21 protein-coding genes and 1 pseudogene are annotated in these 25,710 nt (G+C 68.0%); 17 read left to right on the top strand and 5 right to left on the bottom strand.

Translation table 11 applies throughout. From position 1 onward, the window contains the following. Nucleotides 1-9: 9 nt before the first annotated feature. From G8760_RS13080 to G8760_RS13070, 3 genes are read right to left on the bottom strand one after another with little or no spacing between them, the layout of a single operon-like run. Entirely contained in the window at nucleotides 10-1,041 is a 1,032-nt protein-coding gene (locus G8760_RS13080) for an ABC transporter permease (RefSeq protein ID WP_166351664.1), read from the bottom strand. Then, entirely contained in the window at nucleotides 1,038-2,126 is a 1,089-nt protein-coding gene (locus G8760_RS13075) for an ABC transporter permease (RefSeq protein ID WP_166351662.1), read from the bottom strand. The genes G8760_RS13080 and G8760_RS13075 overlap by 4 nt, the downstream gene beginning before the upstream one ends. 15 nt (nucleotides 2,127-2,141) lie before the next feature. Next, the gene (locus G8760_RS13070; RefSeq protein ID WP_166351660.1) at nucleotides 2,142-4,046 is read right to left on the bottom strand and encodes an ABC transporter substrate-binding protein; all 1,905 of its coding nucleotides are present in this window, start codon (nucleotides 4,044-4,046) and stop codon (nucleotides 2,142-2,144) included. A 492-nt stretch (nucleotides 4,047-4,538) separates the two neighbouring features. On the opposite strand from G8760_RS13070, the gene G8760_RS13065 reads away from it, so the two are divergent. The 9 genes from G8760_RS13065 (at nucleotide 4,539) to G8760_RS13020 (ending at nucleotide 16,585) form a co-directional block, all read left to right on the top strand. Continuing rightward, the gene (locus G8760_RS13065) at nucleotides 4,539-5,966 is read left to right on the top strand and encodes a Bcr/CflA family multidrug efflux MFS transporter (RefSeq protein WP_207782309.1); all 1,428 of its coding nucleotides are present in this window, start codon (nucleotides 4,539-4,541) and stop codon (nucleotides 5,964-5,966) included. A 71-nt stretch (nucleotides 5,967-6,037) separates the two neighbouring features. After that, entirely contained in the window at nucleotides 6,038-7,237 is a 1,200-nt protein-coding gene (gene dxr, locus G8760_RS13060) for a 1-deoxy-D-xylulose-5-phosphate reductoisomerase (RefSeq protein ID WP_166351658.1), read from the top strand. A gap of 36 nt (nucleotides 7,238-7,273) precedes the next feature. Then, on the top strand, nucleotides 7,274-8,590 hold the full coding sequence (locus tag G8760_RS13055; protein WP_207782308.1) for a M50 family metallopeptidase: 1,317 nt from the start codon (nucleotides 7,274-7,276) through the stop codon (nucleotides 8,588-8,590). Further along, on the top strand, nucleotides 8,590-8,814 hold the full coding sequence (locus G8760_RS13050; protein WP_166351656.1) for a hypothetical protein: 225 nt from the start codon (nucleotides 8,590-8,592) through the stop codon (nucleotides 8,812-8,814). Before G8760_RS13055 ends, G8760_RS13050 begins: the two co-directional genes overlap by 1 nt. A gap of 18 nt (nucleotides 8,815-8,832) precedes the next feature. Continuing rightward, the gene (gene ispG / locus G8760_RS13045) at nucleotides 8,833-9,987 is read left to right on the top strand and encodes a flavodoxin-dependent (E)-4-hydroxy-3-methylbut-2-enyl-diphosphate synthase (protein ID WP_166351654.1); all 1,155 of its coding nucleotides are present in this window, start codon (nucleotides 8,833-8,835) and stop codon (nucleotides 9,985-9,987) included. Nucleotides 9,988-11,060: 1,073 nt separating this feature from the next. Beyond that, nucleotides 11,061-11,894 carry a GNAT family N-acetyltransferase gene (locus tag G8760_RS13035; RefSeq protein WP_211198968.1) on the top strand — a complete coding sequence of 278 codons (834 nt, stop codon included), beginning with the start codon at nucleotides 11,061-11,063 and terminating at the stop codon, nucleotides 11,892-11,894. A gap of 74 nt (nucleotides 11,895-11,968) precedes the next feature. After that, nucleotides 11,969-13,198, top strand: a complete 1,230-nt coding sequence (locus tag G8760_RS13030; protein ID WP_207782307.1) for a CapA family protein — start codon at nucleotides 11,969-11,971, stop codon at nucleotides 13,196-13,198. A gap of 130 nt (nucleotides 13,199-13,328) precedes the next feature. Further along, nucleotides 13,329-15,104, top strand: coding sequence for a proline--tRNA ligase (locus G8760_RS13025; RefSeq protein ID WP_166351652.1), 1,776 nt, complete (start codon nucleotides 13,329-13,331; stop codon nucleotides 15,102-15,104). A 464-nt stretch (nucleotides 15,105-15,568) separates the two neighbouring features. Beyond that, the gene (locus tag G8760_RS13020; protein WP_207782305.1) at nucleotides 15,569-16,585 is read left to right on the top strand and encodes a DMT family transporter; all 1,017 of its coding nucleotides are present in this window, start codon (nucleotides 15,569-15,571) and stop codon (nucleotides 16,583-16,585) included. 44 nt (nucleotides 16,586-16,629) lie between these two features. Here G8760_RS13020 and G8760_RS13015 read toward each other — a convergent pair whose 3' ends face one another. After that, nucleotides 16,630-17,097 (bottom strand): ferritin-like domain-containing protein, encoded by a 468-nt coding sequence (locus G8760_RS13015; RefSeq protein ID WP_166351650.1) that lies wholly within the window; start codon nucleotides 17,095-17,097, stop codon nucleotides 16,630-16,632. After that, nucleotides 17,094-17,663, bottom strand: a complete 570-nt coding sequence (locus tag G8760_RS13010) for a hypothetical protein (RefSeq protein WP_166351648.1) — start codon at nucleotides 17,661-17,663, stop codon at nucleotides 17,094-17,096. Before G8760_RS13010 ends, G8760_RS13015 begins: the two co-directional genes overlap by 4 nt. Nucleotides 17,664-17,829: 166 nt before the next feature. On the opposite strand from G8760_RS13010, the gene rimP reads away from it, so the two are divergent. The 8 genes and pseudogenes from rimP to G8760_RS12970 all read left to right on the top strand — a co-directional run bounded on the left by rimP (nucleotide 17,830) and on the right by G8760_RS12970 (nucleotide 25,449). Continuing rightward, nucleotides 17,830-18,312 carry a ribosome maturation factor RimP gene (gene rimP, locus G8760_RS13005; RefSeq protein ID WP_166351646.1) on the top strand — a complete coding sequence of 161 codons (483 nt, stop codon included), beginning with the start codon at nucleotides 17,830-17,832 and terminating at the stop codon, nucleotides 18,310-18,312. Nucleotides 18,313-18,319: 7 nt separating this feature from the next. After that, nucleotides 18,320-19,321: a transcription termination factor NusA gene (gene nusA / locus G8760_RS13000; RefSeq protein ID WP_166351644.1), complete on the top strand. Its 1,002-nt coding sequence runs from the start codon at nucleotides 18,320-18,322 to the stop codon at nucleotides 19,319-19,321. A gap of 164 nt (nucleotides 19,322-19,485) precedes the next feature. After that, a complete protein-coding gene (locus G8760_RS12995) occupies nucleotides 19,486-19,782 on the top strand; it encodes a YlxR family protein (protein WP_166351642.1) in 297 nt (98 codons plus the stop codon). 159 nt (nucleotides 19,783-19,941) lie between these two features. Beyond that, a complete protein-coding gene (gene infB, locus G8760_RS12990) occupies nucleotides 19,942-22,956 on the top strand; it encodes a translation initiation factor IF-2 (RefSeq protein ID WP_166351639.1) in 3,015 nt (1,004 codons plus the stop codon). Between the two features lie 64 nt (nucleotides 22,957-23,020). Beyond that, nucleotides 23,021-23,311, top strand: a pseudogene (locus tag G8760_RS30820) (DUF503 domain-containing protein); the annotation flags it as partial. Between the two features lie 183 nt (nucleotides 23,312-23,494). Beyond that, on the top strand, nucleotides 23,495-23,998 hold the full coding sequence (gene rbfA, locus G8760_RS12980) for a 30S ribosome-binding factor RbfA (protein ID WP_166351634.1): 504 nt from the start codon (nucleotides 23,495-23,497) through the stop codon (nucleotides 23,996-23,998). 66 nt (nucleotides 23,999-24,064) lie between these two features. Then, entirely contained in the window at nucleotides 24,065-24,958 is an 894-nt protein-coding gene (gene truB, locus G8760_RS12975; protein WP_166351632.1) for a tRNA pseudouridine(55) synthase TruB, read from the top strand. Next, nucleotides 24,955-25,449 carry a MarR family winged helix-turn-helix transcriptional regulator gene (locus tag G8760_RS12970; protein WP_166351630.1) on the top strand — a complete coding sequence of 165 codons (495 nt, stop codon included), beginning with the start codon at nucleotides 24,955-24,957 and terminating at the stop codon, nucleotides 25,447-25,449. Before truB ends, G8760_RS12970 begins: the two co-directional genes overlap by 4 nt. Nucleotides 25,450-25,710: the final 261 nt, after the last annotated feature.

Below are 25,710 nucleotides of genomic sequence, written 5' to 3'. Positions count from 1 at the left end.
GCCCGCCCTTCATCGGCTGCCCCGCAGCCGCGGGTTCAAAACCGTCTCCATGGCGCGGCCGCACAGCGTAAACGCCAGCACGACGAACAGGATCGCCAGGCCGGGCGGGAGCATGTACCACCATGCACCATAGGAGATCGCACCCGCATGGAACGCCCGCTCCAGCAAAGTGCCCCAGGAGATCTGGCTCGGGTCCCCGAGGCCGAGGAAGGACAACGCGGCCTCAGCCAGGATCGCGCTGGACACCTGCAAAGTGGCCGCGGCGAGAATCAACGGCATCAAGTTGGGCAGCACATGACGCGACATCTGATGCCAATGCCCGGCCCCCAACGCCTTGGCGCGCTCCAGATACGGTCGACCCTCGATAGCCATGGTTTGTGCCCGGACCAACCGGGCCGTAGCCGCCCACGACGTCAAGGCGATCGCGACGATGATCGTGAAACGGCTAGCACCAAGAGCGACGACGAGTGCGATAGCCAGCACCAGGTTCGGCAGCACGATGAACCAGTCGGTCAGCCGCATCAGCAACCACGACGGCCAGCCCCCGAAATGCGCCGCGGTCATGCCGATGAGGGTGCCCAGTCCGACCGCGAGCACGGCGGCCACGATGCCGATCTGCAGCGACACCCGAGCCCCCCAGATCACCTGGAGCAGGATCGAACGGCCCACCTCGTCGGTGCCGAACCAGAACGTGCTGTTCGGCGACTCGAGCCGCCCACCCGGCGCATTAACCGCGCGCAGTTCGGACTCGTCGGTGTAGAACGGCGCGAAGACGGTGGCCGCCGTGATGACGATCAAGACGAGCAGACCGGCCACGCCGGCTCGCTGCTTGCTATACAGCCGCACGAAGTCGGCCAGCGCCGCACGCCGGCGCGCCCACGCGATAGCTCGGCCCGACTTGAGGGTGGGGCGGTCGCCACTCCGCTCGTTCAGCCCGTCGCCGCTCGGGTTTATTGGTCGCGCTCCGGCCTTCGCTTTCTCCGCGGACGGCGCTCGTTCCTCGCCCCGGCCACTCCGCTCGTTCAGCCCGTCGCCGCTCATGATGTACCTCGGACTCTCGGGTCGAGAAACCGGTAGATGATGTCGGCGAAGAGGTTGGCGAGAATCGTCGTTCCCGCGAAGAACACGAACAGCAGTTGCAGCAGCGGGATGTCAGGTACCCGGATCGCCTGATAGAACAGCAGGCCCAGACCCGGCCAGCTGAAGATCGTCTCGGTAAGCAGCGCCCCGTTGAAGATGGCGCCGAACTGCAAGGCGATCAGGGTCACCGTCGGCAGCAGGGCGTTGGGAACAGCGTGGCGGCGCCGGATGACGTCGTCGCGTAACCCCTTGGCCTTGGCCACCGTCAGGTAGTCGTTTCCACGTTCTTCCAGGATGGACGAGCGCATGATCAGCACGTACTGCGCGTAGATCACCGCGGCCATGGTCAACGCGGGCAGGACCAGGTGATGTGACACATCCAGGAACTGCGGCCAGAAGCCGTCGGCGACACCCCGCCCGGAACGCATGCCGTTGACCGGGAAAAGACCCAGCTGGACCGAGAAGACGATGATCACGATCATGCCCAGCCAGAACGTCGGCGCCGACCATAGGGCCAGCGAGATCCCGACCTGGCTCTTCTCGAAGAAGCTGCCCGGCCGCCACCCCGCGCGAGCACCGATCCAGATACCCAGCCCGGCGGCGAGCACCAAAGCGGTGCCGGTCAGCAACAGGGTGTTGGGCAGGCGGTCCCACATCAACGTCGTGACCTGCTGGTTGTTCACGTAGGACGTACCCCAGTCCAACGTGAACAGCGAGCGCACATACTCCCAGAACTGCACCGTCATCGGTTCGTTCAGGCCGAGCCGTTCCTCGATCTCGGCCCGTTGCTCCGGTGTCATGGGGGCGTCGCCGCCGATCGCCCGGACCGGGTCGCCGCCGATCATGCGGAAGATGAAGAAGGCGCTGAACAGAACCAAAACCAGGGAGACGGCCGCGCCGGAGACCTTCACGCCCAGGAAGCGCAGGAACTCGCGGCGCGAGCCCGAGCCGGGTCGGCCCACGCCGGGCGGGGTGTCGTGGTTGCCGGACGTGCCGGCGGCACCCGTGGGTGCCGCCGGCACGCGGGCGGTGGGGTCGATCGCCATCGTGGCCGGTTGACCCTATTCCCGCTCGTCAGCGGTCCGGCGCCGGCGGACGAACAGCAGCACACCAGCCGCCACCACGATCACCACCGCGGCGATGATCCACGGCGTGGCTCCGGCGCCATCGTCGTCGGACGCCGCGGCGGGCTCACCGTCGTCGGCCGGGGTGTCGTCGTCGGTCGCGTCGTCGTCCGTGGCGTCGTCGCCAGAGCCACCGTCCATCGACACCGGGGTGGCGGCCTCGTAGCCGAACGCACCTTGCTGTTCCCGGATCATCCCGCCGGCCGACGGCTGGGTGCCGAAGTTCGTCCAGCGCTCGGAGTTGTACGCCTCCAGCTGGTTCTCGTAGTACATCTGGATGCTCGGCGTCTCCTCGTACAGGAGGGCTTGCATCTCGCGCAGAATCTCCGAGCGGGCCTCCAGGTCGGACTCGGCCAGCTGGGCTTCGAACAGCGCGTCGTAGTCCTCGTTGCAGTAGAACGCGAACGTCAGGTCGGTCGGCTCGGGTTCGGTCGGCAGCCGGTCACAGGTGTGATAGACGAGTGTGCCGGTCGCCTCCGGGCCGGGGTTCCAGGTGCCGAACTCAATGTCGTAGTTCCCCGCGTCTCCGGCTTCGTTGAGCGGGGTCGTGTCCATCGCGATGTCGTTGAGCACGATGTCCAGTTCGGCCACCCAGTCGACGATGAAGTCCTTGACGATCGCGTACGTCGGACGATCCGAGTGGTAATGCAGCCGGAACTCGAGCGGTTCGCCGCTCTCCGGGTCGATCCGGACGCCGGCGTCGTTGCGCTCGTCGTACCCGGCATCGTCGAGGATCTGGTTGCCGATGTCGGCGCTGACCTCGATGAATTCGTCGCCAGGCTCCCAGTAGTAGTCGCTGAAGATCGGCGGCACCAGGCTCACACCGGGGATCGCATGCCCGTCCATAGCGACCTGGACCAGTTGTTCCTTGTCGATGACGTGGTGAATGGCCAGCCGGACGGCTGGATCGCGCAGCGCCGGGTGTCCGTCGCCGATCTCCTCGCCGTCCTGGGTCCGAGCGCCGACGTTGAAGTTCAGGGATTGCAGCCGGCGGCCAGGCCCGGTGCTGGTGGTCACGTGGTCCGCGGCCTCCAGGGCAGCGTACTGCTGCGGGTTGAGGTTGCCGATCAGGTCGACCTCGCCGGCCTGCAGCGCCTGGACCATCGCCTCCGGAGTCTGGAAGTTCTGCAGGATGAACTCGTCATAGGCGACCGGTCCGGCCCAATAGTCCTCCACGGCGGTCAGCCGGACGAATTCGCCCTCGCGCCATTCGGCCAGCTCGAACGCACCGGAGGTCGGTTGCCCCGGCTCGCCGTGATACTCGTCGGGATTTTCGATGTCGCCCCAGACGTGTTCCGGCATGATCATGATCGAGGTGCCGTTGAGGTGCGCCATCAGGGCGCTCGGCTCCTCGATCTCGATGACGAGGGTGTGGTCGTCGGTGGCCTCGACGGAGGTGAAGTTGTTCACCAGCTCACCATGGCGGCCGTTGAAGACCGGGTTCTCCATGAGCAGGTCATAGGTGAACTTGGCGTCGTGGGCGGTGATCGGCTCACCATCGGACCAGGTGGCGTCCGGGTTCATCGTGTAGGTCCAGGTCAGCCCATCATCCGAGAAGTCCCATTCGGTGACGAGGCCAGGGGAGGGGCTGTAGTCGTCCTGGCTCCACCGGATCATGGGGTCGTACATGAGGTTGTTGAGTTCGCCTTGGATCAACCAGCCGGAGTCCAGGGGGTTCATGTGGGGGATGTTGTCGAGCCCGGCGGTGCCGACGATGAGCGTGTGTGTCTCGTCGGAGTCCGCGAGCGCCACCGGGGCGGCGAGAACGCTCGCCGGCAGGGTGAGGGCCAGCGTGACGGCGGCGAGCCTGAACGGCCGCCGCATGTCGGGTGTGGTTGTCATGGTGATGCGAGTACCTCGCAATCGCGTCGAGGAGCACATGCGGGGCCGCCCTGTCGTCCGGAATGTGGTCTACCCGGTCGAAGTGCGGAGAAGTCCGGCCCAGGGCCATTGTGTGGACCTGTTGACCGGTTGGTCTACCACCGGCTGTGACGACGCGTCAATGGCCATGCGCGGCAGGGGCCCTGAATGCCCAGTGGTCTATACCAAATTGAGACATTCACGGAAATATTTTTGTAACAATCAGATACCAAAGGACAATCTCCTGATTGGGTCGCAAACCGGAGGATGTCGGCCGTTCGTCAAGGTTGACACCGGTACACGATCTGTGATGTTGGGCACAGGAAGATCGTCGGCCAGTCGGGAATGTCACGCATCATCCATGGGTTTGATGCTGAACGGGCTCTCTGTGTCAGCGCTGCCACGAGCCACCGTTCCGTCCTCGTCGTCCGCAGGGGATCCACAGCGGATCCGCAGAGAAGAGGTCACGCCCGCATGCCGTCATCGGAACCCAGCTCGGGGCCAGCCACGCCCGCCGCCGGTGCATCAGCCACTCGCCGACGACGGTCTCGCCGCAACGGTGCCGCCACGACCAGCGCCAGCGGCGGTGCACCGATCACCGGCGATTCGCCCGGCGACGGCCATGGGCGAGACTCCGGTGAAGCGCCGGGTGGCCGCCGCGGCCGAGACGGCGGTGATACGCCGAAGGTCGGCACCCGGCGGGCCATGCTGCGAACCATCCTCGTCCTCGGCTCCCTGACCGCCCTCGGCCCACTCACCATCGACATGTACCTGCCGGCCTTCCCGGCGATCTCCGACGATCTGCGGGCCACCGAATCGCTGGTTCAGCTCACGCTCACCGGGACGCTGCTCGGTGTCGGCCTCGGGCAGCTGATCATCGGCCCGCTGTCGGACCGGCTCGGCCGCCGGCGCCCACTCGTAGCCGCCGTCATCGTCCACGTCGTGTCGTCCGTCCTCTGCGCACTCGCGCCCAATATCGCCACCCTGGGAGCGTTCCGGGTGCTCCAAGGGATGGCCGCGGCCGCCGGTGCGGTCGTCTCCATGGCGGTGGTCCGCGACATGTACACAGGGTTGCCCGCCGTCCGGTTGCTCTCGCGACTCATGCTCGTCACCGGTGTAGCCCCGATCCTGGCGCCGAGCCTGGGCGGCCAGATCCTGCGCTTCACCGACTGGCGCGGCGTGTTCTGGGTGCTGGCGCTGATCGGCCTGCTGCTCGTCGTGGTGGTCGTGTTCGGCCTGCGGGAGACGTTGCCGCCGCAGCGGCGCCGGCAAGGTGGCATCCGGGAGGTCGTACGCGCCTACGGTCCCGTGATCCGCGACCGTATGTTCGTCGGCCTCATGTGCACCGGCGGCCTCATGATGGCCAGCCTGTTCTCCTACATCGCCGGCTCGTCCTTCGTCTTCCAAGGTGTCTATGGGCTGTCCGAGCAGGAGTACGGCGTCATGTTCGGGATCAACGCCGTCGGGCTCATCGTCGCCACCCAGATCAACCCCCGGCTGGTCCGGCGCTACGGACCGCACTGGGTGCTCGGCACGGCGGTCCTGGTGGCCGCTACCGCCTGCCTCGTGCTTCTCGCCATGGCCATCACCGACGCGGGCGGGTTCGTCGGTGTGGTGATCCCGTTGTTCGTCATGCTCTCCATGCTTGGGTTCACCATGCCCAACGTGCCGGTTCTGGCGCTGGCCAAACACGGTGCCGCAGCCGGGACCGCTGCATCCTTGCTGGGGGCGATGAACTTCGGTGTCGCCGCCGTCGTCGCCCCTCTGGTCGGAGCGTTCGATACGAGTTCGGCGGTGCCGATGGCCGCCGTGATGTCGGCGACGACGGTGATCGCCGTCGTCGCGGTCTATGCGATCGTGCGGCCACATCGGGTCGATCGCCACTCGTCGGGCGGGTTATGAGCCGGGGCAGGTCGTGAGCCCGGCGGGGTATGGCGCTGATGGGCTGACGTGGCACGGTGGAGAATGGGACCGTGAGCCAGCCGCGTGACGTCGTCATCCTCGGATCCACCGGGTCGATCGGTACCCAAGCCATCGAGGTGGCCAAGAAACATCCAGACCGGGTCCGGGTCATCGGCCTGGCCGCCGGCGGAAGCAACGCCACGATGCTGGCCGAGCAAGCACTCGACCTCGGTGTCGAGACGGTGGCCGTCGCTCGGGCCGGCGCGGCCGAAGACCTCCTGCTCGCGTTCTATGCCGCGGCTCAGGACCGCGGCTACAGCTCGGGCGACTTCTCCCTGCCGAAGATCCTCGCTGGCCCGGACGCGGTGGCCGAGCTGGCGGCCACCCCGTGTGACGTCGTGCTCAACGGGATCACCGGGTCCATCGGCCTGGCCCCTACCCTCGCCGCACTCGGTGCCGGCACCACCCTCGCCCTGGCCAACAAGGAGTCGCTGATCGCCGGCGGAGCGCTGGTGAAGGCGGCCGCGGCGCCGGGACAATTGGTGCCGGTCGACAGCGAACACACCGCCATGCTCCAGTGCCTACGTGGCGGCTCCGCCGACGAAGTGCGCCGACTCGTCGTGACCGCCAGCGGCGGCCCGTTCCGTGGCCGCAGCCGCGCTCAGATGGCCGACGTCACGCCGGAACAGGCGCTGGCGCACCCCACATGGCGGATGGGCCGGGTCATCACCACCAACTCGGCCACACTCGTCAACAAAGGTCTTGAGGTCATCGAGGCCCATCTCCTGTTCGACGTGCCTCTCGACGCCATCGACGTGGTGGTACATCCGCAGTCGGTCGTGCACTCGATGGTCGAGTTCGTCGACGGATCCACGGTGGCCAAGGCAAGCCCACCGGACATGCGGATGGCCATCGCGCTGGCGTTGTCGTGGCCCGAACGGATACCCGACGTCGCCCCGGCCTGCGACTGGACCACGGCCACCACCTGGGAGTTCTTCCCGCTCGACGACGAAGCCTTCCCCGCGGTGGCGCTGGCCCGCGAAGCCGGCCGGCGGGGCGGGACGGCGCCGGCCGTGTACAACGCCGCCAACGAAGAGTGCGTCGAGGCGTTCCACACCCACCAACTGGACTTCCTGGGCATCGTCGACACCGTCGCCCGGGTGCTGTCGGAGTACCCTGGTGGGAACGTGACGGGCATCGAAGACGTTGTCGCGGCGGAAGAGTGGGCCCGCGTGCGCGCCCGTGAGCTGATGGGATCGGAAAGGACCTAAGTGAGCCCGGAACTGCGTGTGGGAGTGGGGCGCTAGGTGGACGGTCTGGTCATCGTCGGCATCCTGCTGTTCTTCATCGGCTTGATGCTGTCCATCGCACTACACGAGATCGGCCACATGGTGCCGGCCAAGCTGTTCGGCATCAAAGTCACCCAATACATGGTTGGCTTCGGGCGCACTGTGTGGTCCCGCCGACGCGGCGAGACCGAATACGGCTTCAAGGCGATCCCGCTCGGCGGGTACGTCCGCATGATCGGGATGTTCCCACCCGAGCCCGGCGGCGACCCCAACCGGCTGCGCCGCGCCAGCACCGGCCCCATCCAAGCGTTGGTCGAGGACGCCCGCCGAGCGGCGAGTGAAGAGGTCGAGCCGGGCGACGAAGACCGAGTCTTCTACCGCAAGGCGTGGTGGAAGAAGCTCATCGTCATGCTGGGTGGCCCGGCGATGAACGTCATCCTCGCTCTCCTGTTGGCCGGCGGGGTGCTGATGACGTTCGGCAACCCCGACAAACCGGTGCTGGCGCCCACGGTCAGCCAGGTCAGCGAATGTGTCATCCCGGCCTCCGAAGAGCGCGCCACCTGCACCGACACCGATCCCGCAGCGCCGGCCGCCGAGGCCGGGTTCCGGCCGGGCGATCAGATCGTGTCGTTCAACGGCCAGCCGGTCACGTCGTGGGAGCAGGTCTCCGGGCAGATCCGGGCGGCGGGCGCCGGTACGGTTCAGATCGGGGTGATGCGTGACGGCCAGCAGGTCACTCTCACCCCCGACCTCGCCCTGGCCGAGCGGCCCACCCTCGACAGCACCGTCGACGACCCCCAGTACAGCGAGGTCGGCTTCCTCGGGGTCATGCCCATCATCGACGGCTACGAGACCGAGAACGTCGGCGGTGTCCTGGCCTGGAGCGGAAACTTCATCGTCCGCGTCGCCGAGGCCATGGCCGGCATCCCGGAACGGATGGGCAACGTCTGGGACGCCGCGTTCGGCGGGGCCGAACGCGACCCCGACACCCCGGTGAGTGTCGTCGGCGCCGGCCGCATCGGTGGTGAGATCGTCTCCGAACTCGACGGCGCACACCGCGTCGTCACCTTCATCATGCTGCTCGCGACGTTCAACATGGCCATCGCCATCTTCAACCTGATTCCCCTGCTGCCGCTGGACGGCGGGCACGCCGCCGGCGCGGTGTGGGAGGGGATCAAACGTGGCTACGCCCGGGTCGCCCGCCGGCCGACGCCGAGACCCGTCGACGTCGCCAAAGGGCTGCCGATCGCGTACGGGGTGGCGTTCGTACTCATCGGCATGGCCGTGTTGCTTATCTACGCCGACATCGTCAACCCGATCAAGCTGTTCGGCTAATGGCACCGGCGGTGGTGCGGCGGCGCGGCGGTCCGTGGGACGGGGGAGTGGAGAATCCCATTCTCGCCCGCGGCTCGCTCGTTCCTCGCTTGCCGATGCCCGACGGCACCCGAATGGGATTCTCCACCCCCACGTCCTTCGGCCGCCTGGTCCCGCCGGGCTGTGCACTCTCCGTACAGCTCGGACGTCGGGGCCGAGCCGGGTATTTCGTGGTGCGAGGATGATTGCGGGAGGATGAGGGTATGAACGTTGCGTTGGGGATGCCTGGGATGCCGGCGCCGGTCCTCGCCGAGCGGCGCAAGTCGCGGCAGATCAAGGTCGGCAAGGTCGACGTCGGCGGCGACGCACCGGTCAGCGTCCAATCGATGACCACCACACCCACCACCGATATCAACGCCACCCTGCAGCAGATCGCCGAACTCACGGCGTCAGGATGCGACATCGTGCGGGTCGCGGTGCCCAGTGCCGACGACGCCGACGCGCTACCCGCCATCGCCAAGAAGTCGCAGATCCCGGTCATCGCCGACATCCACTTCCAACCGAAGTACGTGTTCGCCGCGATCGACGCCGGCTGCGCCGCGGTACGCGTCAACCCGGGCAACATCAAGAAGTTCGACGACAAAGTCGGCGAAATCGCCGCCGCCGCCCGAGACGCCGGGGTGTCATTGCGGATCGGGGTGAATGCCGGCTCCCTCGACCCGCGGTTGCTCGAGAAATACGGCAAGCCAACCGCTGAGGCGCTGGTGGAATCCGCGGTGTGGGAGGCGTCGCTGTTCGAGGAGCACGATTTCCACGACTTCAAGATCTCCGTCAAACACCATGACCCGGTGGTGATGGTGCGTGCCTACGAGATGCTGGCCGAGCGGGGCGACTGGCCGCTGCACCTCGGTGTCACCGAGGCGGGGCCGGCCTTCCAGGGCACGGTGAAGTCGGCGGTGGCCTTCGGTGCTCTGCTCTCGCGGGGCATCGGCGACACCATCCGGGTATCCCTGTCCGCGCCGCCGGTCGAGGAAGTCAAGGTCGGCCTGCAGATCCTGCAATCGCTGAACCTCCGCGAACGCAAACTCGAGATCGTCTCCTGCCCGTCCTGCGGACGCGCCCAGGTGGACGTCTACACCCTCGCCGACCGGGTCACCGCTGGCCTGGAGGGTATGGAGGTGCCGCTGCGGGTTGCGGTGATGGGCTGTGTGGTGAACGGGCCGGGGGAGGCCCGCGAGGCCGATCTCGGGGTGGCGTCGGGCAACGGCAAGGGCCAGATCTTCGTCAAAGGTGAGGTCATCAAAACCGTCCCGGAGGCGGAGATCGTCGAGACACTCATCGAGGAAGCGATGCGGATCGCGGAGTCGATGGAGAGCGACGACGCCGCGTCGGGCCCTCCCACGGTCACCGTCAGCTAACCCCCTTGTGCACCTGATCTCCGTTTTGACGCCTGATCGTTCTTGTGGCGACGATCAGGTGCGCGGTGGTGGCGACGGCCAGTGTCGACGTGCGGTGGTGGCGTCTGATCGTCGCCACGATGTGAGACGCGTGGCGATCAGATGCGTGAACCGTCGTATGGCGGCCGGTAGCGCATCTGATCCTTTCGAGGCGGCACCGTGCTATGCGGATGCGGCGGGGGCCTGCGAGGCGGATGCGGCGGGGGCGGATGCGGCGGGGGCGGATGCGGCGGGGGCGTATGAGGCGGACGTGGTGGTGACGTGCGGGGTGCCGGTGCCGCCGACTTCCCCAGGGGGTTTGTCCAGGGTTCACCGGGGTAGTCCGGGGCGTCAGGACCCGGGGTGGTGCGTTGACCGCCTCCACAACTGCGACATTTCACCCACGCCAACAAGCGGTCAGCGCACCATGCCTCGCCCGGCGGCCCTGCCGTCGTTCACAACGGGCACCCGCGAGCCCAGCACGTCCGGTAAGCGCCATCGCGACGCGATCAGATGCGCTACCGGACGCCAGGCGACGGTTCACGCATCTGATCGCGTCTCACGATGCGAACAAAAACGATCAGGTGCCGAAGATGCCGCGGGTGGGCTGTTCGTGCATCTGATCGGCACCCGCTTGCGGCGCCGACGACGACGCTGATCGCGCTGCCGGGAGCCCCATCCGGCATCGCGCACTTCCGCTGCCAGGCGCACTTGATGGCGAGGTAGGCCGGTTCCCGTGCACAAGTGGCCTTGACCTGCTTGACTTGTAGCAGCGGAGTCCGGACGCGGGAGCGCACGACGTCGTCAGGTCACCGCAGCGATAAGCACCGCGGCCAGTGCACTGGCCGACTCGGCTCGCCGGTCGCGCTCCGGCTCGCCGGTTGCGCAGCCGGACGTCGGTTGCGCAGCCGGACGTCGGTTGCGCAGCCGGACGTCGGTCGCGCGGCCGGACGTCGGTCGCGCTCCGGCACGTCCGTGGCACAACGGCATGCCGATCGTGCAGTAGTAGCGGTTCACGTGAAGCCGGAAGGGGGTCGACGGCCGTGTTGGGCAGTGTGACCTCGATACGTGTGCTCGGGCCGGGCGACGTCGCGTCCGCGCTGGAACTCGTCGACCGTCATCCCGTCGTCGACGTCTTCGCCGGCGCCCGCGTGCATGCCTCCAAGCTGGCTCCGGGCCGCCTGGGCGGTGAGCTTTGGGGCTTCTACGAGCGTGGCGAGTTGATGTCGGCGTGTTATGTCGGCGCCAACCTGGTACCTGTCCAGGCCACCCAGGCCGCGGCTCGGACGTTCGCCGACCGTGCCATTCGGCGCGGACGGCGATGTTCGTCCATCGTGGGTCCTGCGGAGGCAGTGCTGGCCATGTGGGAGGTCCTGCGTCCGGAGTGGGGTCCCGCCCGTGACGTGCGGGCGTCGCAGCCAGTGATGGCGTTGGCCCGGCCGCCCGCGGTGGCCCCTGACCCATGGGTGCGGCGGGTCCACCCCGAGGAGGTCGACGTCTTACACCCGGCCGCGGTGGCGATGTTCACCGAGGAGGTCGGCATCTCACCCAACGGAAGTGACGGCGGCGCGTATTACCGGGCGCGGCTGGTGGAGTTGATCCGTGCGGGCCGGGCTTTCGCCCGGTTCGAGGATGGCGACGTCGTCTTCAAAGCCGAGATTGGCGCGGTGACGCCGCATGCCTGCCAGGTGCAGGGCGTCTGGGTGCGGCCGGATCGCCGCGGCCGTGGGTTGGCGGCGCGGGGTATGGCCGCGGTGGCCGCCCATGCGCTGCGCGACATCGCCCCTGCCGTGTCGTTGTATGCCAATGACTACAACCATGCCGCGCTCGGCACGTACCGCCGCGTCGGCTTCACCGAGGTCGCCAGGTTTGCGACGATCATGTTTTGATCGTCGTCATTGATCGTCGTTCATCATCCGATCGAGGTAGCGCGACGGCCACTGGTCCGGCCACACTGGGCGCCGTGAGATTTTCGACGCGGATCCGCCGCGTGGCTATCGTCGCGGTCGCCGCTTTGCTGCTGGCGGGATGTACCGGCGACGATTCCTCGACGACGACGGAGGATCGGGCCACCACCCCGGCACCCCACCCGCCCACGGCGGAAGCCACCCCCACACCGTCGCCTACCTCCACGCCGGAGCCCGAACCACGCGAGTTCACGCTGGTCGCCACCGGCGACGTCCTGCTACATGAGCGTCTCTGGGTGCAAGCGCAGCGCGACGCCGACCCGGACGGGACGTGGAACTTCGCGCCGCAGCTCCGCCATGTCGAGCCCATCGTGAGCGCGGCGGATCTCGCGTTGTGCCATCTGGAGGTGCCGTTGGCCGAAGACGACCACCTCGGCGAAGGGTATCCGACGTTCGCGGGGCCGCCGTCGATCGTTCCGGCGTTGGCCGAGACGGGGTATACGGCCTGCTCTACCGCCTCCAACCACATCTTCGACCAGGGCGCCGCCGGCGTCGATCGCACCCTCGACGGGCTCGACGAATACGGGATCGCCCATGCCGGAGCCGCCCGCACCGAAGCCGAGGCGACCGAACCGACGATCGTCCAGATCGACGTGGGTGACGACACCATCGACATCGGGCTGATCTCCTACACGTACGGGTTCAACGGCATCCCGTACCCGAACGGCGACGAGTGGCGCAGCAACCTCATCGACGAGGACGACATTCTGGCCGACGCGGCCGCCGCTCGGGATGCCGGCGCCGACGTGGTCGTGGTCTCCATGCACTGGGGCGACGAGTACGTCCACGAGCCCAACCAGCAGCAGCTCGATCTCGCCCCGACGTTGATCGGTTCGCCGGACATCGACGTCCTCCTCGGACACCATGCACATGTCGTGCAGCCGATGGAAAACGTCGACGGTCAGTGGATCGTCTACGGAATGGGCAACTTCATGGCCAACCACGCGCAGCCGCAGGGGCCACGGTCGGAGGGTCTGCTCGTCCGGCTGACGTTCACCGAAGATCTCGACGACGGCACTTTCCACACCTCTGCGGCCGAGTACCTGCCGCTCTACCAGACCTATGAGCCGCCGGTCGAGGTGCTGCACGTACCGGAAGCGCTGGCTAGTGGCGAGACGGGCACCGCGGGCCGGGCACGGTTGGAGGAGGCGCTGGAACGCACCGTCGACGTCGTCGAGAGCCGCGGTGGGGCTGACGAAGGCCTGGTGATGATCGACGCCGACTGACCGGTGCCGCGAGTGCCCCGGTGACCGGTGTGGAGCGGACGACGGTATCGAGTATCGGCGCGGCAGCGACGACGGATATCCTCGTCCGGGTCTCGTAGTTTTGGAATCGACTATTCCCTGGAGTACGCCCGTGGTCATGCGTATGTCGACCCTGTTCCTGCGGACCCTGCGGGAAGATCCCGTCGACGCCGAGGTGGTGAGCCACAAGCTGCTGGTGCGGGCCGGATATGTCCGGCGGGCCGCACCAGGTATCTACAGCTGGCTGCCGCTGGGGTATCGGGTTCTGCGCAACGTCGAGAAGATCGTGCGCGAGGAGATGGACGCCATCGGCGCCCAGGAGGTGCATTTTCCGGCGCTGTTGCCCAGGGAACCGTACGAGGCTACCAACCGGTGGGAGGAGTACGGCGACACTCTGTTCCGGCTCCAGGACCGCAAGAAAGTGGACTACCTGCTGGGGCCGACCCACGAGGAGATGTTCACGCTTCTCGTCAAGGACCTGTACTCGTCCTACAAAGACCTGCCGCTGTCGCTGTATCAAATCCAGACCAAGTACCGCGACGAGGCACGTCCGAGGGCGGGAATCCTGCGCGGCCGCGAGTTCGTGATGAAGGACTCCTACTCGTTCGATGTTTCCGACGACGGGCTCACGCGGTCCTACAACGCACACCGCGAGGCCTACATCAAGATCTTCGATCGGCTGGGCCTGGACTATGTGATCGTCGCGGCGATGTCCGGAGCTATGGGTGGCTCCGCCAGTGAAGAGTTTCTCGCCAACGCCGCCAGCGGCGAAGACACCTATGTGCGTTCGGCGGGTGGATATGCGGCCAACGTCGAGGCGGTGCGGACACTCGTGCCCGATCCCGTGCCGTATGACGACGTCCCCGCTGCTCACGTCGAGGACACACCGGACACCCCCACCATCGACACACTCGTCGACCACCTGAATCAGCGGTTCCCCCGGCCTGACCGTCCGTGGAGCGCGGCCGACACGTTGAAGAACGTGCTGGTCATGCTCAAGCTGCCGGACGGTTCCCGTGAGCCGTTGGCGGTCGGGGTTCCCGGCGACCGAGGTGTCGACGAGAAACGACTCCAGGCCCAGGTGGAGCCGGCCGAGCTGGACGCGTTCACCGACGCCGACTTCGCGGCGTATCCGATGCTGGCCAAGGGCTACATCGGCCCCGGGGTGCTGGGCGAGAAGGACACGTCGGGCATCCGGTTCCTCGTCGACCCCCGGGTGGTGGAAGGCACCCGGTGGGTCACCGGTGCCGACGCTCCCGGCAAACACGTGCTTGATCTGGTGGCTGGGCGTGACTTCACTCCGGACGGCACCATCGAGGCCGCGGAGATCCGCGAGGGTGACCCCGCACCGGACGGTTCCGGGCCGCTGGAGCTGGCCCGTGGCATCGAGATGGGCCACATCTTCCAGCTCGGCCGCAAGTATGCCGAATCTCTGGGCCTGCAGGTGTTGGACGAGAACGGCAAACTCGTCACGGTGACCATGGGGTCGTATGGTGTCGGGGTTTCCCGGGCGGTCGCGGCCATCATCGAGAACTCACACGACGACGCCGGCATCATCTGGCCGCGCGAGGTGGCTCCGGCCGACATCCATCTGATCGCCACCGGCAAGGACGACGCCGTGTTCGCCGCTGCCGGCCAACTCGCCAGCGACCTCGAGGCGGCCGGTGTCGAGGTGCTCTACGACGATCGCCGCGGGGTCAGCCCCGGTGTGAAGTTCAAAGACTCGGAGCTGATCGGGGTGCCTACCATCGTCGTGGTCGGCCGCGGTTTGGCCGACGGCGTCGTCGAGGTGAAAGACCGCCGCAGCGGTGAGCGCACCGATGTGGCGTTGGCGCAGGCCGTCGGGCACCTGCGGGCGCTGACCACATCCCGGCCAGAGCCGAGCTGACGGTGTACCCATTGGCGTCACCCCGCTGTTTGACGTGACCACGGCGGGGTGGAGTCCCGCGTCTCTCGGTTGCCTGTGTCTTGGCGCCCGCGTCGTGGGTCATCCCGGCCGCTCCGCGTCGTGGGTCATCCCGGCCGCCCCGCGTCGTGGGCCGCTCTCGGGTGCCCCGCGTCGTGGGCCGCTCTCGGTGGCCGGCGGCCACCGGGTGCGCCGGTGTTAAGGTGAGGCCATGCACCGGTGTTTTCCGATCACCCCGCCGCCCCGCTCCTGAGCGGGGCCGCGTTGCCGACCTGATCGGGCCGCCATAGCTGAGCTGGCCTGGTCGTAGCGTCGTTGTCCGCCGTCGATGATCGTCGACGGTTGCGGATCCTCACCACTAGGTTCAGCGACCTGAACCTTCCGCGAGGCCGCGTGCCCCGCTCCCGCGAATCTCATTCTCTTAACTCATTCGCAGGAGCATCTCCGTGGACAACTTTCGTTTCGTCGACGTATCTACCCCTTCTATCCGCCGGGCCGGCCTATGGGCCGTCGGCGCGGCCGGCCTCTTCTGGGGCACCGGGGGACTGGCGGGAGCCTTGCTGGCCGAGCGGACCGGGGCCGGCGCGTTGGCGGTCGCCGGCTATCGGCTGCTGGTTGGCGGCGCGCTGGTGATCACCTTGCTGGCGCTGCGCGGCCAGCTCTACACTGGCCGCCGCGAGCACTCCGAACGTCCGGCTCGCCCCGGCTATCCGGCCCTGCCGGGCGACGCGGGGGACCCGTGCGAGCCGCGCCAGGGCGTGAGCACCACGTACACCCGGCGGCGGCGAGTGATCGTCATCGCCCTCCTGGCCGTCGTGTTCCAGAGCTGCTACTTCGGCGCCGTCGAGCTGATGTCGGTGAGCCTGGCGACACTCGTCACCCTGGGCTCGGCACCGATCCTCGTGATCGTCGGCGAAAGCCTGCTGGCCCGGTGCTGGCCGGTGCGGCGTCTGATGGCCGCGGTGGCCGTGGCCCTGGTCGGCCTGGTGCTGCTGGTCGGTGGGCCGAATGCGGGGGCCTCCGGAGCGGTGGTGGCCGGCACGGTCTGCGCCGTGGTGTCCGGTGCGGGGTTCGCGGGTATCACCATGCTCGCCGCACGGCCAGTTCCAGGCTTGCGGACATTGCCGTTGACCGGTCTGGCGTTCGGGCTCGGTGGGCTGCTGCTCCTGCCGGTGGCCGCCGTCGCGAGCGACCTGGGGTCGCTGAACGTCGACGCCGGCACCGTCGGCCTCGTCGTCTACTTGGGCCTGGTTCCGACAGCACTTGCCTACGCGTTGTATTTCGGCGGATTACGCACCGTTGCTCCGGGCACGGCGGCGCTCGTGGCCCTGCTGGAGCCGCTGACCGCCGCGGGTCTGGGGGCCCTGGTGCTCGGTGATCAGCTCGGGGTGGCGGGTGTCGTTGGCGCTGTTCTCGTGGCGGCGGCCATGGGGCTGGCAGCTACCAGCCGCCCCTCCCCATGATCATTGGCTTTTGACTACCGGATCCGGGAGTCAAAAGCCCATGATCAGGGGGAGGGGGGTGGGGGGTGGGGCTCGATCCGGTCGTCCAAGCCCGGAAGGGGCGTAGGGTCGACGCCCCACCGCACCGCCCGCATGGCGGCCGCGCGCAGTGCCTCGGCGGCCAGCCCGCGGAGTGTGGTGTCAGTGGCGGCGCCGACGAGGTCGGCGTACGGCGCGGCCAGTCGTTGTTCGAGCAGGCCGGCCAACTCTCGGGCCGAGGCGGCGTCAGTGACGGGGAACGGCAGCGAGTAGGCAGGCTCGGCCGCCTCGGGTACCGCGCCCATCGCCAACAGGTGTTCGCGGAGTTCAGCGCGGCGGTCTTCGTGCGCGCCCAGAGCACGCCGGGCGGTTGCCTGCGCGTCTCCGCTGAGGTGTGAGCCGACCACACCATAGCCGTAAACACAAGCATGTTCCCCGGCGAGCGCCGCCTGTATCGCGTCGACCTCGGTCGTGGCAGGTGCGGGTGTGCTCATGACGTCTCCAGGACGACGTGGTGGGCGGCTTCGGCAGCCGCGATCGAGGCGAGCAGGGTGGCCAGCCGGGGGCCGGCGGCATGTAGACACCCATCGGTGTGGGTGTCGGCGGTGTCGATCTCCGCGTCGCGGAGTGCACCGAGCGCGTCGTCGGCCTTGTCCGGGATATTCGGTATCTCGACCGCATCCAGGTCGACCACGAGAGAACCCTCGGTCTCGGCCGCACCGGTGTCGGAGGGGCTGGTGAGCTGGAGTGTGGCCAGTCGTGGCAGGGGCCCCTCGCCGAGCAGGGCGACGAGGTGCTGGCGGTGGTGGGCGGTCAGGGGACTCAGGACGTCGTCGAGCTCCGGATGCCGCTCCACCGTGGCGGCATGTCGGATGAGTAGTGACTCTTCGGCTCGGGCGGCCCGCCACCGCACTCGAGCGTCCGCGTCGGGTGCGGGTTGGGGAGCCGGCTGCTTTGCTTGGCGCGGCGTGGTGCAGCCAGCGACTACCACGCCGAAGACCGGTAGGCCGAAGGCGGCGACCAGAAGCCGGCGCCGCCGCACGTCGAGCGTGTCGTTCACCGGGTCACCGTACCTGCCAGGTGTGGTGTCTTGGTACGAGGCCTCACGTGCGATGTGCGCCACGGCCGTCGTCGGCGCTGCGTCCACGCCGGAGGCTAGGGGTCCGCTAAGGTGGTCCCCATGACCGGCCGAGGGTCGCCGGACAACTCGACAGAGGAGGCTACGTGTGAGTCCGGCAGATCATGACCTCCTGCGCAAGATCGTCGGGCCGGTTGTCGAGGACGAAGGTCTCGATCTGGAAGAGCTGAACGTGACCCAGGCGGGTCGGCGCAGCCGAGTACAGATCGTGGTGGACGCCGACGGTGGGGTAGACCTCGACCGCTGTGCCGATGTGTCCAGGAGTATTTCGCGAGCCTTGGACGATGCCGACGCCATGGGGGAGTTGCCCTACACTCTGGAAGTCAGCTCACCAGGGGTGTCACGTCCGCTCACCCTTCCTCGGCACTGGTCGCGAGCCACCGGTCGGCTGGTCCGGGTCGACCTCGTCGACGGCGAACGAGTCACCGGGAGAGTTGTGTCGGCGGCGGACACCTCCGCACAGCTCGAAATCGACGGTCACCTGCGGGAAATCGTGTACCTTGAAGTGACGAAGGCCCGCGTGCAGGTCGAGTTCAACCGCGTCGCAGACGGCGACGCCGGAACGGGGTGAGCTTGACGTGGACATTGATCTGGCTCTGCTTCGCGCCCTTGAACGGGAGAAGGATATTCCGTTTGACCGGGTGGTAGAGGCCATCGAGCGTGCGCTCCTGCTCGCGTATCAACGCGAGGAGTCGGCTCAGCCGCAGGCACGTGTCGTTCTCGACCGCAAGACTGGCCACGTGACCGTGTGGGCGCAGGACGTCGACGACGATGGCACCGTGGTACGGGAATGGGACGACACCCCGGCCGGCTTCGGCCGGATCGCCGCCACTACTGCCAAGCAGGAGATCCTCCAGCGCTTCCGGGACGCCGAAGATGAGATCACCTACGGCGAATATCTCGACAAAGAGGGCGACATCGTCTCGGGCACCATTCAGCAGGGTGGCGACCCTCGGACGGTCCAGGTGGATCTTGGCCGGTTGGAGGCGACGCTACCGGCTGCCGAACAGGTACCGGGTGAGCGGTACGAGCACGGTAGCCGGATCAGGTGCTACGTGGTGCAGGTGCGCAAGGGAATGCGCGGTCCGGTCATCACACTCTCGCGAAGCCATCCCAACCTCGTGAAGAAGCTGTTCGCCTTGGAAGTCCCGGAGATCGCCGACGGTACCGTCGAGATCTCCGCCATCGCGCGGGAGGCCGGGCACCGGACCAAGATCGCGGTGCAGTCCACCGTGCCTGGGGTGAACGCCAAGGGGGCGTGTATCGGGCCGATGGGTGCACGGGTCCGTGCGGTCATGACGGAGCTGAATGGGGAGAAGATCGACATCGTCGACTGGTCGGACGACCCCGCGGAACTCGTCGCACACGCACTATCGCCCGCCCGGGTGCAGAGCGTGGAGATCGTCGACCCGTCCGCGAAGGCGGCCCGGGTCATCGTGCCGGACTTCCAGCTATCTCTGGCCATCGGCCGCGAGGGGCAGAACGCTCGACTGGCGGCGAGATTAACCGGATGGCGCATCGATATCCGCCCGGACACCCAGCCGGAGGGGTCGGTCGCGGCGGTGCAGCCGGGCCACTGACCAGGGCTTCGCCGCCCATCGGCGGCCCTGATCGCTCGGTTCCGAGTACCCAAGACCAGCTCACCGCGGTGCCGCGGTCTCTTCCACGCCGGATGCCACGAGCCCGGCGGCGGAAATGACCCGGCGCCGCGGTTTCGGACGCCGGCCGGAGGAGACGGTAAACTATGGTGTCGGAAGACCGTGCGGCTGCGCGCGCACCCATTCGAACGTGTGTGGGTTGCCGTGACCGGGCGGAAAAGCAAGAACTGCTAAGAGTCGTCGTCGACGGCTCCGGTCCCACCCCGGGGCTGGTGCCGGACCCCGAAGGTCGGCTCCCGGGGCGGGGTGCGTACATTCATCCACGCCCGGGGTGCCTCGATACCGCGACACGGCGTCGAGCATTCGCGCGGGCGTTTCGCCAGCGCGGACCACTAGACGCTAGTGTGGTGCGGCGGTGGCTCGAAGCAGCAGCGAGAGCCTGAGCGGCTCGAGTGGCCGGTTGGCACACCAGCCGAACGGCCATGTGGCCAGGAAGAAGGAGACACGACGTGACTCTCACGAGCGTTCGATGAGCACGCAACGATGAGCACGCACCCCAGCTAGCCGGTTCGAGCCTGGTGCCCGGACCGAGAAGGAGAGCAGTGGCAAAGGTCCGGGTACACGAGCTTGCCAAGGAGCTCGGTGTTTCGAGTAAGGACGTCCTCGGCAAGCTGAGCGACCTCGGTGAGTACGTCAAGTCGGCGTCCTCCACGGTCGAGGCGCCGGTTGTGCGCAAGCTGAGGGAATCGTTCACCAGCCAATCTACGGCGGCGAAGACCGCCAAGCCGGCGAAGCCGGGGCCGGGCGGCCCGGCCAGGAAGGCAAACGAGTCTTCCCCGAAGGTCGAGGCAACGCCCACCCCACCCCCCGCGCAGCCTGCCGCTCCGTCGGCGGCCGCGCCAAGTGCACCAACCACACCAACCACGCCGGCTCCGCCCGCCACGGGCGCCGAGCCTGGCGCTCCGAAGCCGGGCCCACGCCCGGCGCCGGCTCCGACTCCGACTCCGGCTCCGGCTCCGGCCCCTGCCCAGGGGCCAAGGCCTGGTCCGCGGCCGAACCCGCCGGCTAGCACTGACCGCCCCAAGAGCAAGCCGGCTGGTCCGGCGGGCAAACCGGGCTCCGGTTCCAGCGCCGGCCGGCAAAGTCCGGGTGGCGGTTCCGCGCCGAAGCCTGGGCCGGCCTCGCGTTCCGGTGGTCCCCGTCCGGGCAACAACCCATTCGGTGGAGAGAGCACCGGCATGGGACGTCAAGGAGGGCCGCGGTCGTCGGGCGGTCCGCGGCCGGGTAACAACCCCTTCAGCTCCGGCGGATCCACTGGAATGCAGCAACGCCCAGGTGGCCGTCGTGACGGTGGTGGCCCGGGTGGCCCACGGCCAGGTTCCGGCGCCGGTGCCGGTGGCCCGCGTCCTAACCCGGGCATGATGCCGACCCGTCCGTCTCGCCCCGGTGGCGGTGGCGGCGGTGGCGGTGGCGGTCGTCCCGGCGGTGGCGGTGGCGGCGGTGGTCGTCCCGGTGGCGGCGGTGGCGGCGGTGGTCGTCCCGGTGGCGGCGGTGGCGGCGGTGGTCGTCCCGGCGGTGGCGGTGGCGGCGGTGGTCGTCCCGGTGGCGGCTTCGGTGGCCCCGGTGGTGGCGGTCGTCCCGGTGGTGGCTTCGGTGGCCCCGGTGGTCGTCCCGGCGGCGGCGGACGTGGCCGTGGTGGTACGGCCGGCGCGTTCGGCCGTCCAGGCGGTAAGCCGGCCAGGAGCCGTAAGAGCAAGCGCCAGAAGCGTCAGGAACTCGACAACATGCAGGCGCCCACCATCGGTGGTGTCCGCCTGCCGCGCGGCAATGGGCAGGTCATCCGGCTTCCGCGTGGTGCGTCGCTGGCTGACTTCGCCGAGCGCATCGACGTCGACCCCGCGCAGCTCGTACAGGTGCTGTTCGGCCTCGGTGAGATGGTCACGGCCACCCAATCGGTGGACGAGGACACCTTCCAGCTCATCGGCGGTGAGCTGGGCTTCGACGTCCAGCTGGTGTCGCCGGAGGACGAGGACCGCGAGCTGCTCGAGTCGTTCGACATCGACTTCGCCGACGAAGGCAACAACGACGCTCTCGCGCCCCGACCACCGGTTGTCACCGTGATGGGTCACGTCGACCACGGAAAGACGAAGCTGCTCGACGCTATCCGCAACGCGAACGTCGTCAGTGGCGAGTCCGGTGGCATCACCCAGCACATCGGTGCCTACCAGGCACATGTGGAGCACGACGATGTGCACCGGGCGATCACCTTCATCGACACCCCGGGGCACGAGGCGTTCACCGCCATGCGGGCCCGCGGTGCGCAGGTGACCGACATCGCCATCCTGGTGGTGGCTGCCGACGACGGCGTGATGCCTCAGACCATTGAGGCGCTCAACCACGCCCAGGCGGCGGGGGTGCCGATCGTCGTGGCGGTCAACAAGGTCGACAAAGAAGGCGCCAACCCGGACAAGATCCGGCAGCAGCTGACCGAGTACAACCTCATCGCCGAGGAATACGGCGGCGAAACCATGTTTGTCAACATCTCCGCACTAAAGCGACAGGGGATCGACAAACTGCTCGAGGCTGTCTTGCTGACCGCCGACGCCGCGCTCGAACTCCAGGCGAACCCCGAGATGGCCGCCCGTGGTGTGGCGATCGAAGGGCACCTGGACAAGGGGCGTGGCCCGGTGGCCACCGTCCTGGTGCAGCGTGGCACCTTGCGGCCCGGTGACGCCATCGTCACCGGTCAGTCCTACGGCCGGGTGCGCGCCATGCTGGACGAGTACGGCCAGCCGGTCGAGGAGGCCGGGCCGTCGCGTCCGGTGCTGGTGCTCGGCCTGACGGCGGTGCCGGGAGCTGGTGACAAGTTCCTCGTCGCCGATGACGATCGCACCGCGCGCCAGATCGCCGAGAAACGTGAGGCGATGGAGCGCAACGCCGCGTTGGCCAGGGCCCGCAAGCGGGTCACGCTTGAGAGCTTCCTGGCCGAGAGCAAGGTCCAGACGCTCAACCTCATCCTCAAGGGTGACGTGTCGGGTTCGGTCGAGGCGTTGGAGGACGCGCTGGCGAAGATCGACGTGGGCGAGGAGGTCAACCTGCGGATCATCCATCGCGGCGTTGGCGCGATCACCGCCAACGACGTCAACCTCGCGTCGATCGACGAGGGCATCATCATCGGCTTCAACGTCCGGCCGCAAAACCGGACGGTCGAGGACCTCGCCGACCGCGAAGGTGTGGACGTCCGCTTCTACTCGGTGATCTACTCGGCCATCGAGGAGATCGAGGCGGCGCTGAAGGGCCTCCTGAAGCCGGAGTACGAGGAAGTCAAGCTCGGCACGGCGGAGATCCGGGACATCTTCCGGTCGTCCCGGATCGGCAACATCGCCGGCTGTATGGTCACCAGCGGCGTCATGCGGCGCAATGCCTCGGCTCGGCTCGTACGGGACGGCGTGGTGGTAGCCGAGAAGGTCGCCATCGACTCCCTGCGGCGGGTCAAGGACGACGTGACCGAGGTCCGCGAAGGGTTCGAGTGCGGTATCAGCTTGGGCTCGTACAACGACATTCAGGTTGGCGACGTCATCGAGACCTTCGAGATGAAGGAGAAGCCGCGCAGTTGAGGATGTGGGTGGCCCGGCCCGGACAGCCGGGCCGGGCCACCCGGACACGAGGAGACACCCTCGAGTGTTCATCGGTACTTTGAGCGTGGACCTGCTGCTCGGTGACGTGCGGTCGCTGAAGCAGAAGCGGGCCGTGGTCCGCCCGATCATCGCCGAGATCAGGCGTCGGTATGAGGTTGCCGTAGCCGAAGTCGGCCATCTGGATCTGCACCGGCGGGCGGAGCTTGGTGTGGCGGTGGTGGCATCCGACGCCGCCCATTGCCGCGCCGTGCTGGACAACGTCGAGCGGCTGGTTGCCGGGCGCCCGGAGATAGAACTGCTCGCCGCCCGGCAACTGTTGCGTTCCGACGACGACGATTCCCTGGCGCTGCCGGACCGGATGCGGTTGCCGGCGTCCATGCGGCCCGGAGATAGTGTCGGACGGGCCGAAGGGCCGTGGCCGCCTCCGACGTCCGGTCCACACGAGTTCGTCGACGACGGTGACGGTGGCCAGGCCGACCATCAAGGGGAGTCCTGACAAGGACATGAGGAGGACGAGATGGCTGACCCGGGACGTGCACGCAAGCTGGCCGACCGGATCCGCGAGATCGCCGCGGAGACACTCGAACGCCGGGTGAAAGACCCGCGGTTGGGTTTCGTCACCGTGACCGACGCGCGGATCACTGGCGACCTACGGGAGGCGACTGTCTTTTACACCGTCTACGGTGACGACGTCGAACGTAAATCCACGGCGGTAGCGCTGGAGCGGGTCAAGGGCCTGGTGCGGTCCGAAGTTGGTCGGCAAACCGGTGTCCGCTTCACACCTACGATCGACTTCGTCGCCGACGCCGTGCCGGAGAACGCCGCGCACATCGAAGATCTCCTGCGTACCGCGCGCGAGTCTGATGCCGAGGTCGCTCAGGCGGCGGCCGCGGCGGAGTACGCCGGCGACCCGGATCCGTACCGGGCGGCGGATGACGACGAAGACGAGGCTGACGATCGCGACGACGAGACCGACGATGAGGACGGTGTCGGCGATGGCGACGACGGGGCCCGGGCGTAGGCCCATCTTCGTGGGTGTCCGGTGAGCTCTGGTGGGTGGAGCGGCACGAGGAGGCGACGGGAATCGATGTCGGAGCACAGCGACGGGCTGGTGATCGCCGACAAGCCGGCGGGGATTACCTCCCACGGCGTGGTAGGGCGGGTGCGCCGGCTAGCCGGAACCCGCCGGGTCGGCCATGCCGGCACGCTCGATCCGATGGCTACCGGCGTGCTGGTCATCGGTGTGGGCCGGGCGACGCGTTTGCTTGGACACTTGGCCTTGACCGAGAAGTCGTACGAGGCCACCATCCGGTTGGGCGCTAGTACCGTCACCGACGATGCCGAAGGTGAGGTCACCAACGGCGCCGACGCCTCGGAGATCGACGAGGCAGCCGTCCACGCCGAGGTGAGTGTCCTGACCGGCACCATCCGGCAGGTGCCGAGTGCGGTGTCGGCGATCAAAATCGACGGTGTGCGGTCCTACCATCGGGTGCGTTCCGGCCAAGAAGTCGAGCTGAAGGCCCGTGAGGTGACGGTCAGCCGCTTCGAGGCGACGGCGTTTCGACGCTCTGGTGCCTTTTTGGACGTTGATGTCGTCGTCGACTGTTCGTCCGGCACGTATATCCGGGCGTTGGCTCGTGATGTGGGCGCCGCGCTGGGGGTGGGGGGCCATCTCACCGCACTGCGTCGGGTGCGGGTTGGCCCGTACGGCTTGGATCACGCCCGGACGCTGGCCCGGCTGGAGGAGAAGTTCGAGCTGACCCCGCTGGATGTCGCCGCGGCGGTGGCGTTTCCTCGGGTGGACGTCGATGAGGTGTCGGCCCGCCAGGTGGTGCACGGGGCGCCGTTGCCGCGCACCGGGGTGGGGCCAGGTCCGGTGGCGGTGTTCGGGCCGGACGGCGCTCTGCTCGCCCTGGTTGAGGATCGTGGGCCGCGCGCCAAGTATCTCGCCGTCTTCGTCTCGGCCGCGGAGGCACGGTGACAGCGCCGGCGGAGCGCCAGCTCGCCCATGAGAGCTTGGAGACGCAGCTGGTGACGCTGATGCGGCGGCTGCGCCGGATGTCCGCCGTGCTGACCCGCGAGGCGGACGACGGGCTCGAAGCGTCGATCTATGCCCTCCTGGGTGCGTTTCTCGACGTGGGTGACGTCCGGGCCGGCGACCTCGCGTACCTGTTCGGTCTCGACAAGTCGACGGTGAGCCGACAGGTTGCCCGGCTGGAGTCGTTGGGCCTGGTGGAGCGGGTGGTCGACCCGAAAGACAAACGCGCCCGCATGATCCGCATCACCGACGAGGGCCGGCGCCGGGTGTTGCGGTTGCGCACCGTTCACGGGCAATGGCTCAACGCGGCCTTGGACACCTGGCCAGCCGCGGACGTCGATCGGCTCAGTGAACTACTCGCTCAGCTCAACGCCGCCTTGGGGGCGGAGCTGACCGCGCACCGTGCGGCGGCGACGCCCAGGCAGGCCGTCTAAACGGCGGCCTTTCTCACCCGCCCCTCTCCCCGGTGATCGTTGCCGCTTTCGTGTCGCTATAGCGACACGAAAGCGGCAACGATCACCGCGGTGTTTCGCGCCGGGCCGGCCGGTTGCGAGCAGGTTTCGGCTGGTCACAGCCTGCCAAAGCGGCGGGCTCGACGTCGTAGATACCTGCTGAGGCTGGCCCCTCCCTACGCCGCTAGCTTTGGCTCCTTCGGGGATCCGCCGGTCGCCCACGCGGCTGATGGCAGAGAAGGA

The sequence above is a fragment of the Phytoactinopolyspora limicola genome, assembly GCF_011320225.1.
GTDB lineage: Bacteria > Actinomycetota > Actinomycetes > Jiangellales > Jiangellaceae > Phytoactinopolyspora > Phytoactinopolyspora limicola.
Note: the sequence above shows the minus strand (reverse complement) of the source record. Positions and strands in the feature narration are given on the sequence as shown.

Bases quoted from the DNA above. Each gene is read 5' to 3' on its own strand.
- G8760_RS13080 (WP_166351664.1), bottom strand. From the start codon at position 1,041: ATGAGCGGCGACGGGCTGAACGAGCGGAGTGGCCGGGGCGAGGAACGA.
- G8760_RS13015 (WP_166351650.1), bottom strand. From the start codon at position 17,097: ATGAGCACACCCGCACCTGCCACGACCGAGGTCGACGCGATACAGGCG.
- rbfA (WP_166351634.1), top strand. From the start codon at position 23,495: ATGGCTGACCCGGGACGTGCACGCAAGCTGGCCGACCGGATCCGCGAG.
- G8760_RS13065 (WP_207782309.1), top strand. From the start codon at position 4,539: ATGCCGTCATCGGAACCCAGCTCGGGGCCAGCCACGCCCGCCGCCGGT.
- G8760_RS12995 (WP_166351642.1), top strand. From the start codon at position 19,486: ATGGTGTCGGAAGACCGTGCGGCTGCGCGCGCACCCATTCGAACGTGT.
- truB (WP_166351632.1), top strand. From the start codon at position 24,065: ATGTCGGAGCACAGCGACGGGCTGGTGATCGCCGACAAGCCGGCGGGG.
- G8760_RS13070 (WP_166351660.1), bottom strand. From the start codon at position 4,046: ATGACAACCACACCCGACATGCGGCGGCCGTTCAGGCTCGCCGCCGTC.
- ispG (WP_166351654.1), top strand. From the start codon at position 8,833: ATGAACGTTGCGTTGGGGATGCCTGGGATGCCGGCGCCGGTCCTCGCC.
- G8760_RS13050 (WP_166351656.1), top strand. From the start codon at position 8,590: ATGGCACCGGCGGTGGTGCGGCGGCGCGGCGGTCCGTGGGACGGGGGA.
- G8760_RS13075 (WP_166351662.1), bottom strand. From the start codon at position 2,126: ATGGCGATCGACCCCACCGCCCGCGTGCCGGCGGCACCCACGGGTGCC.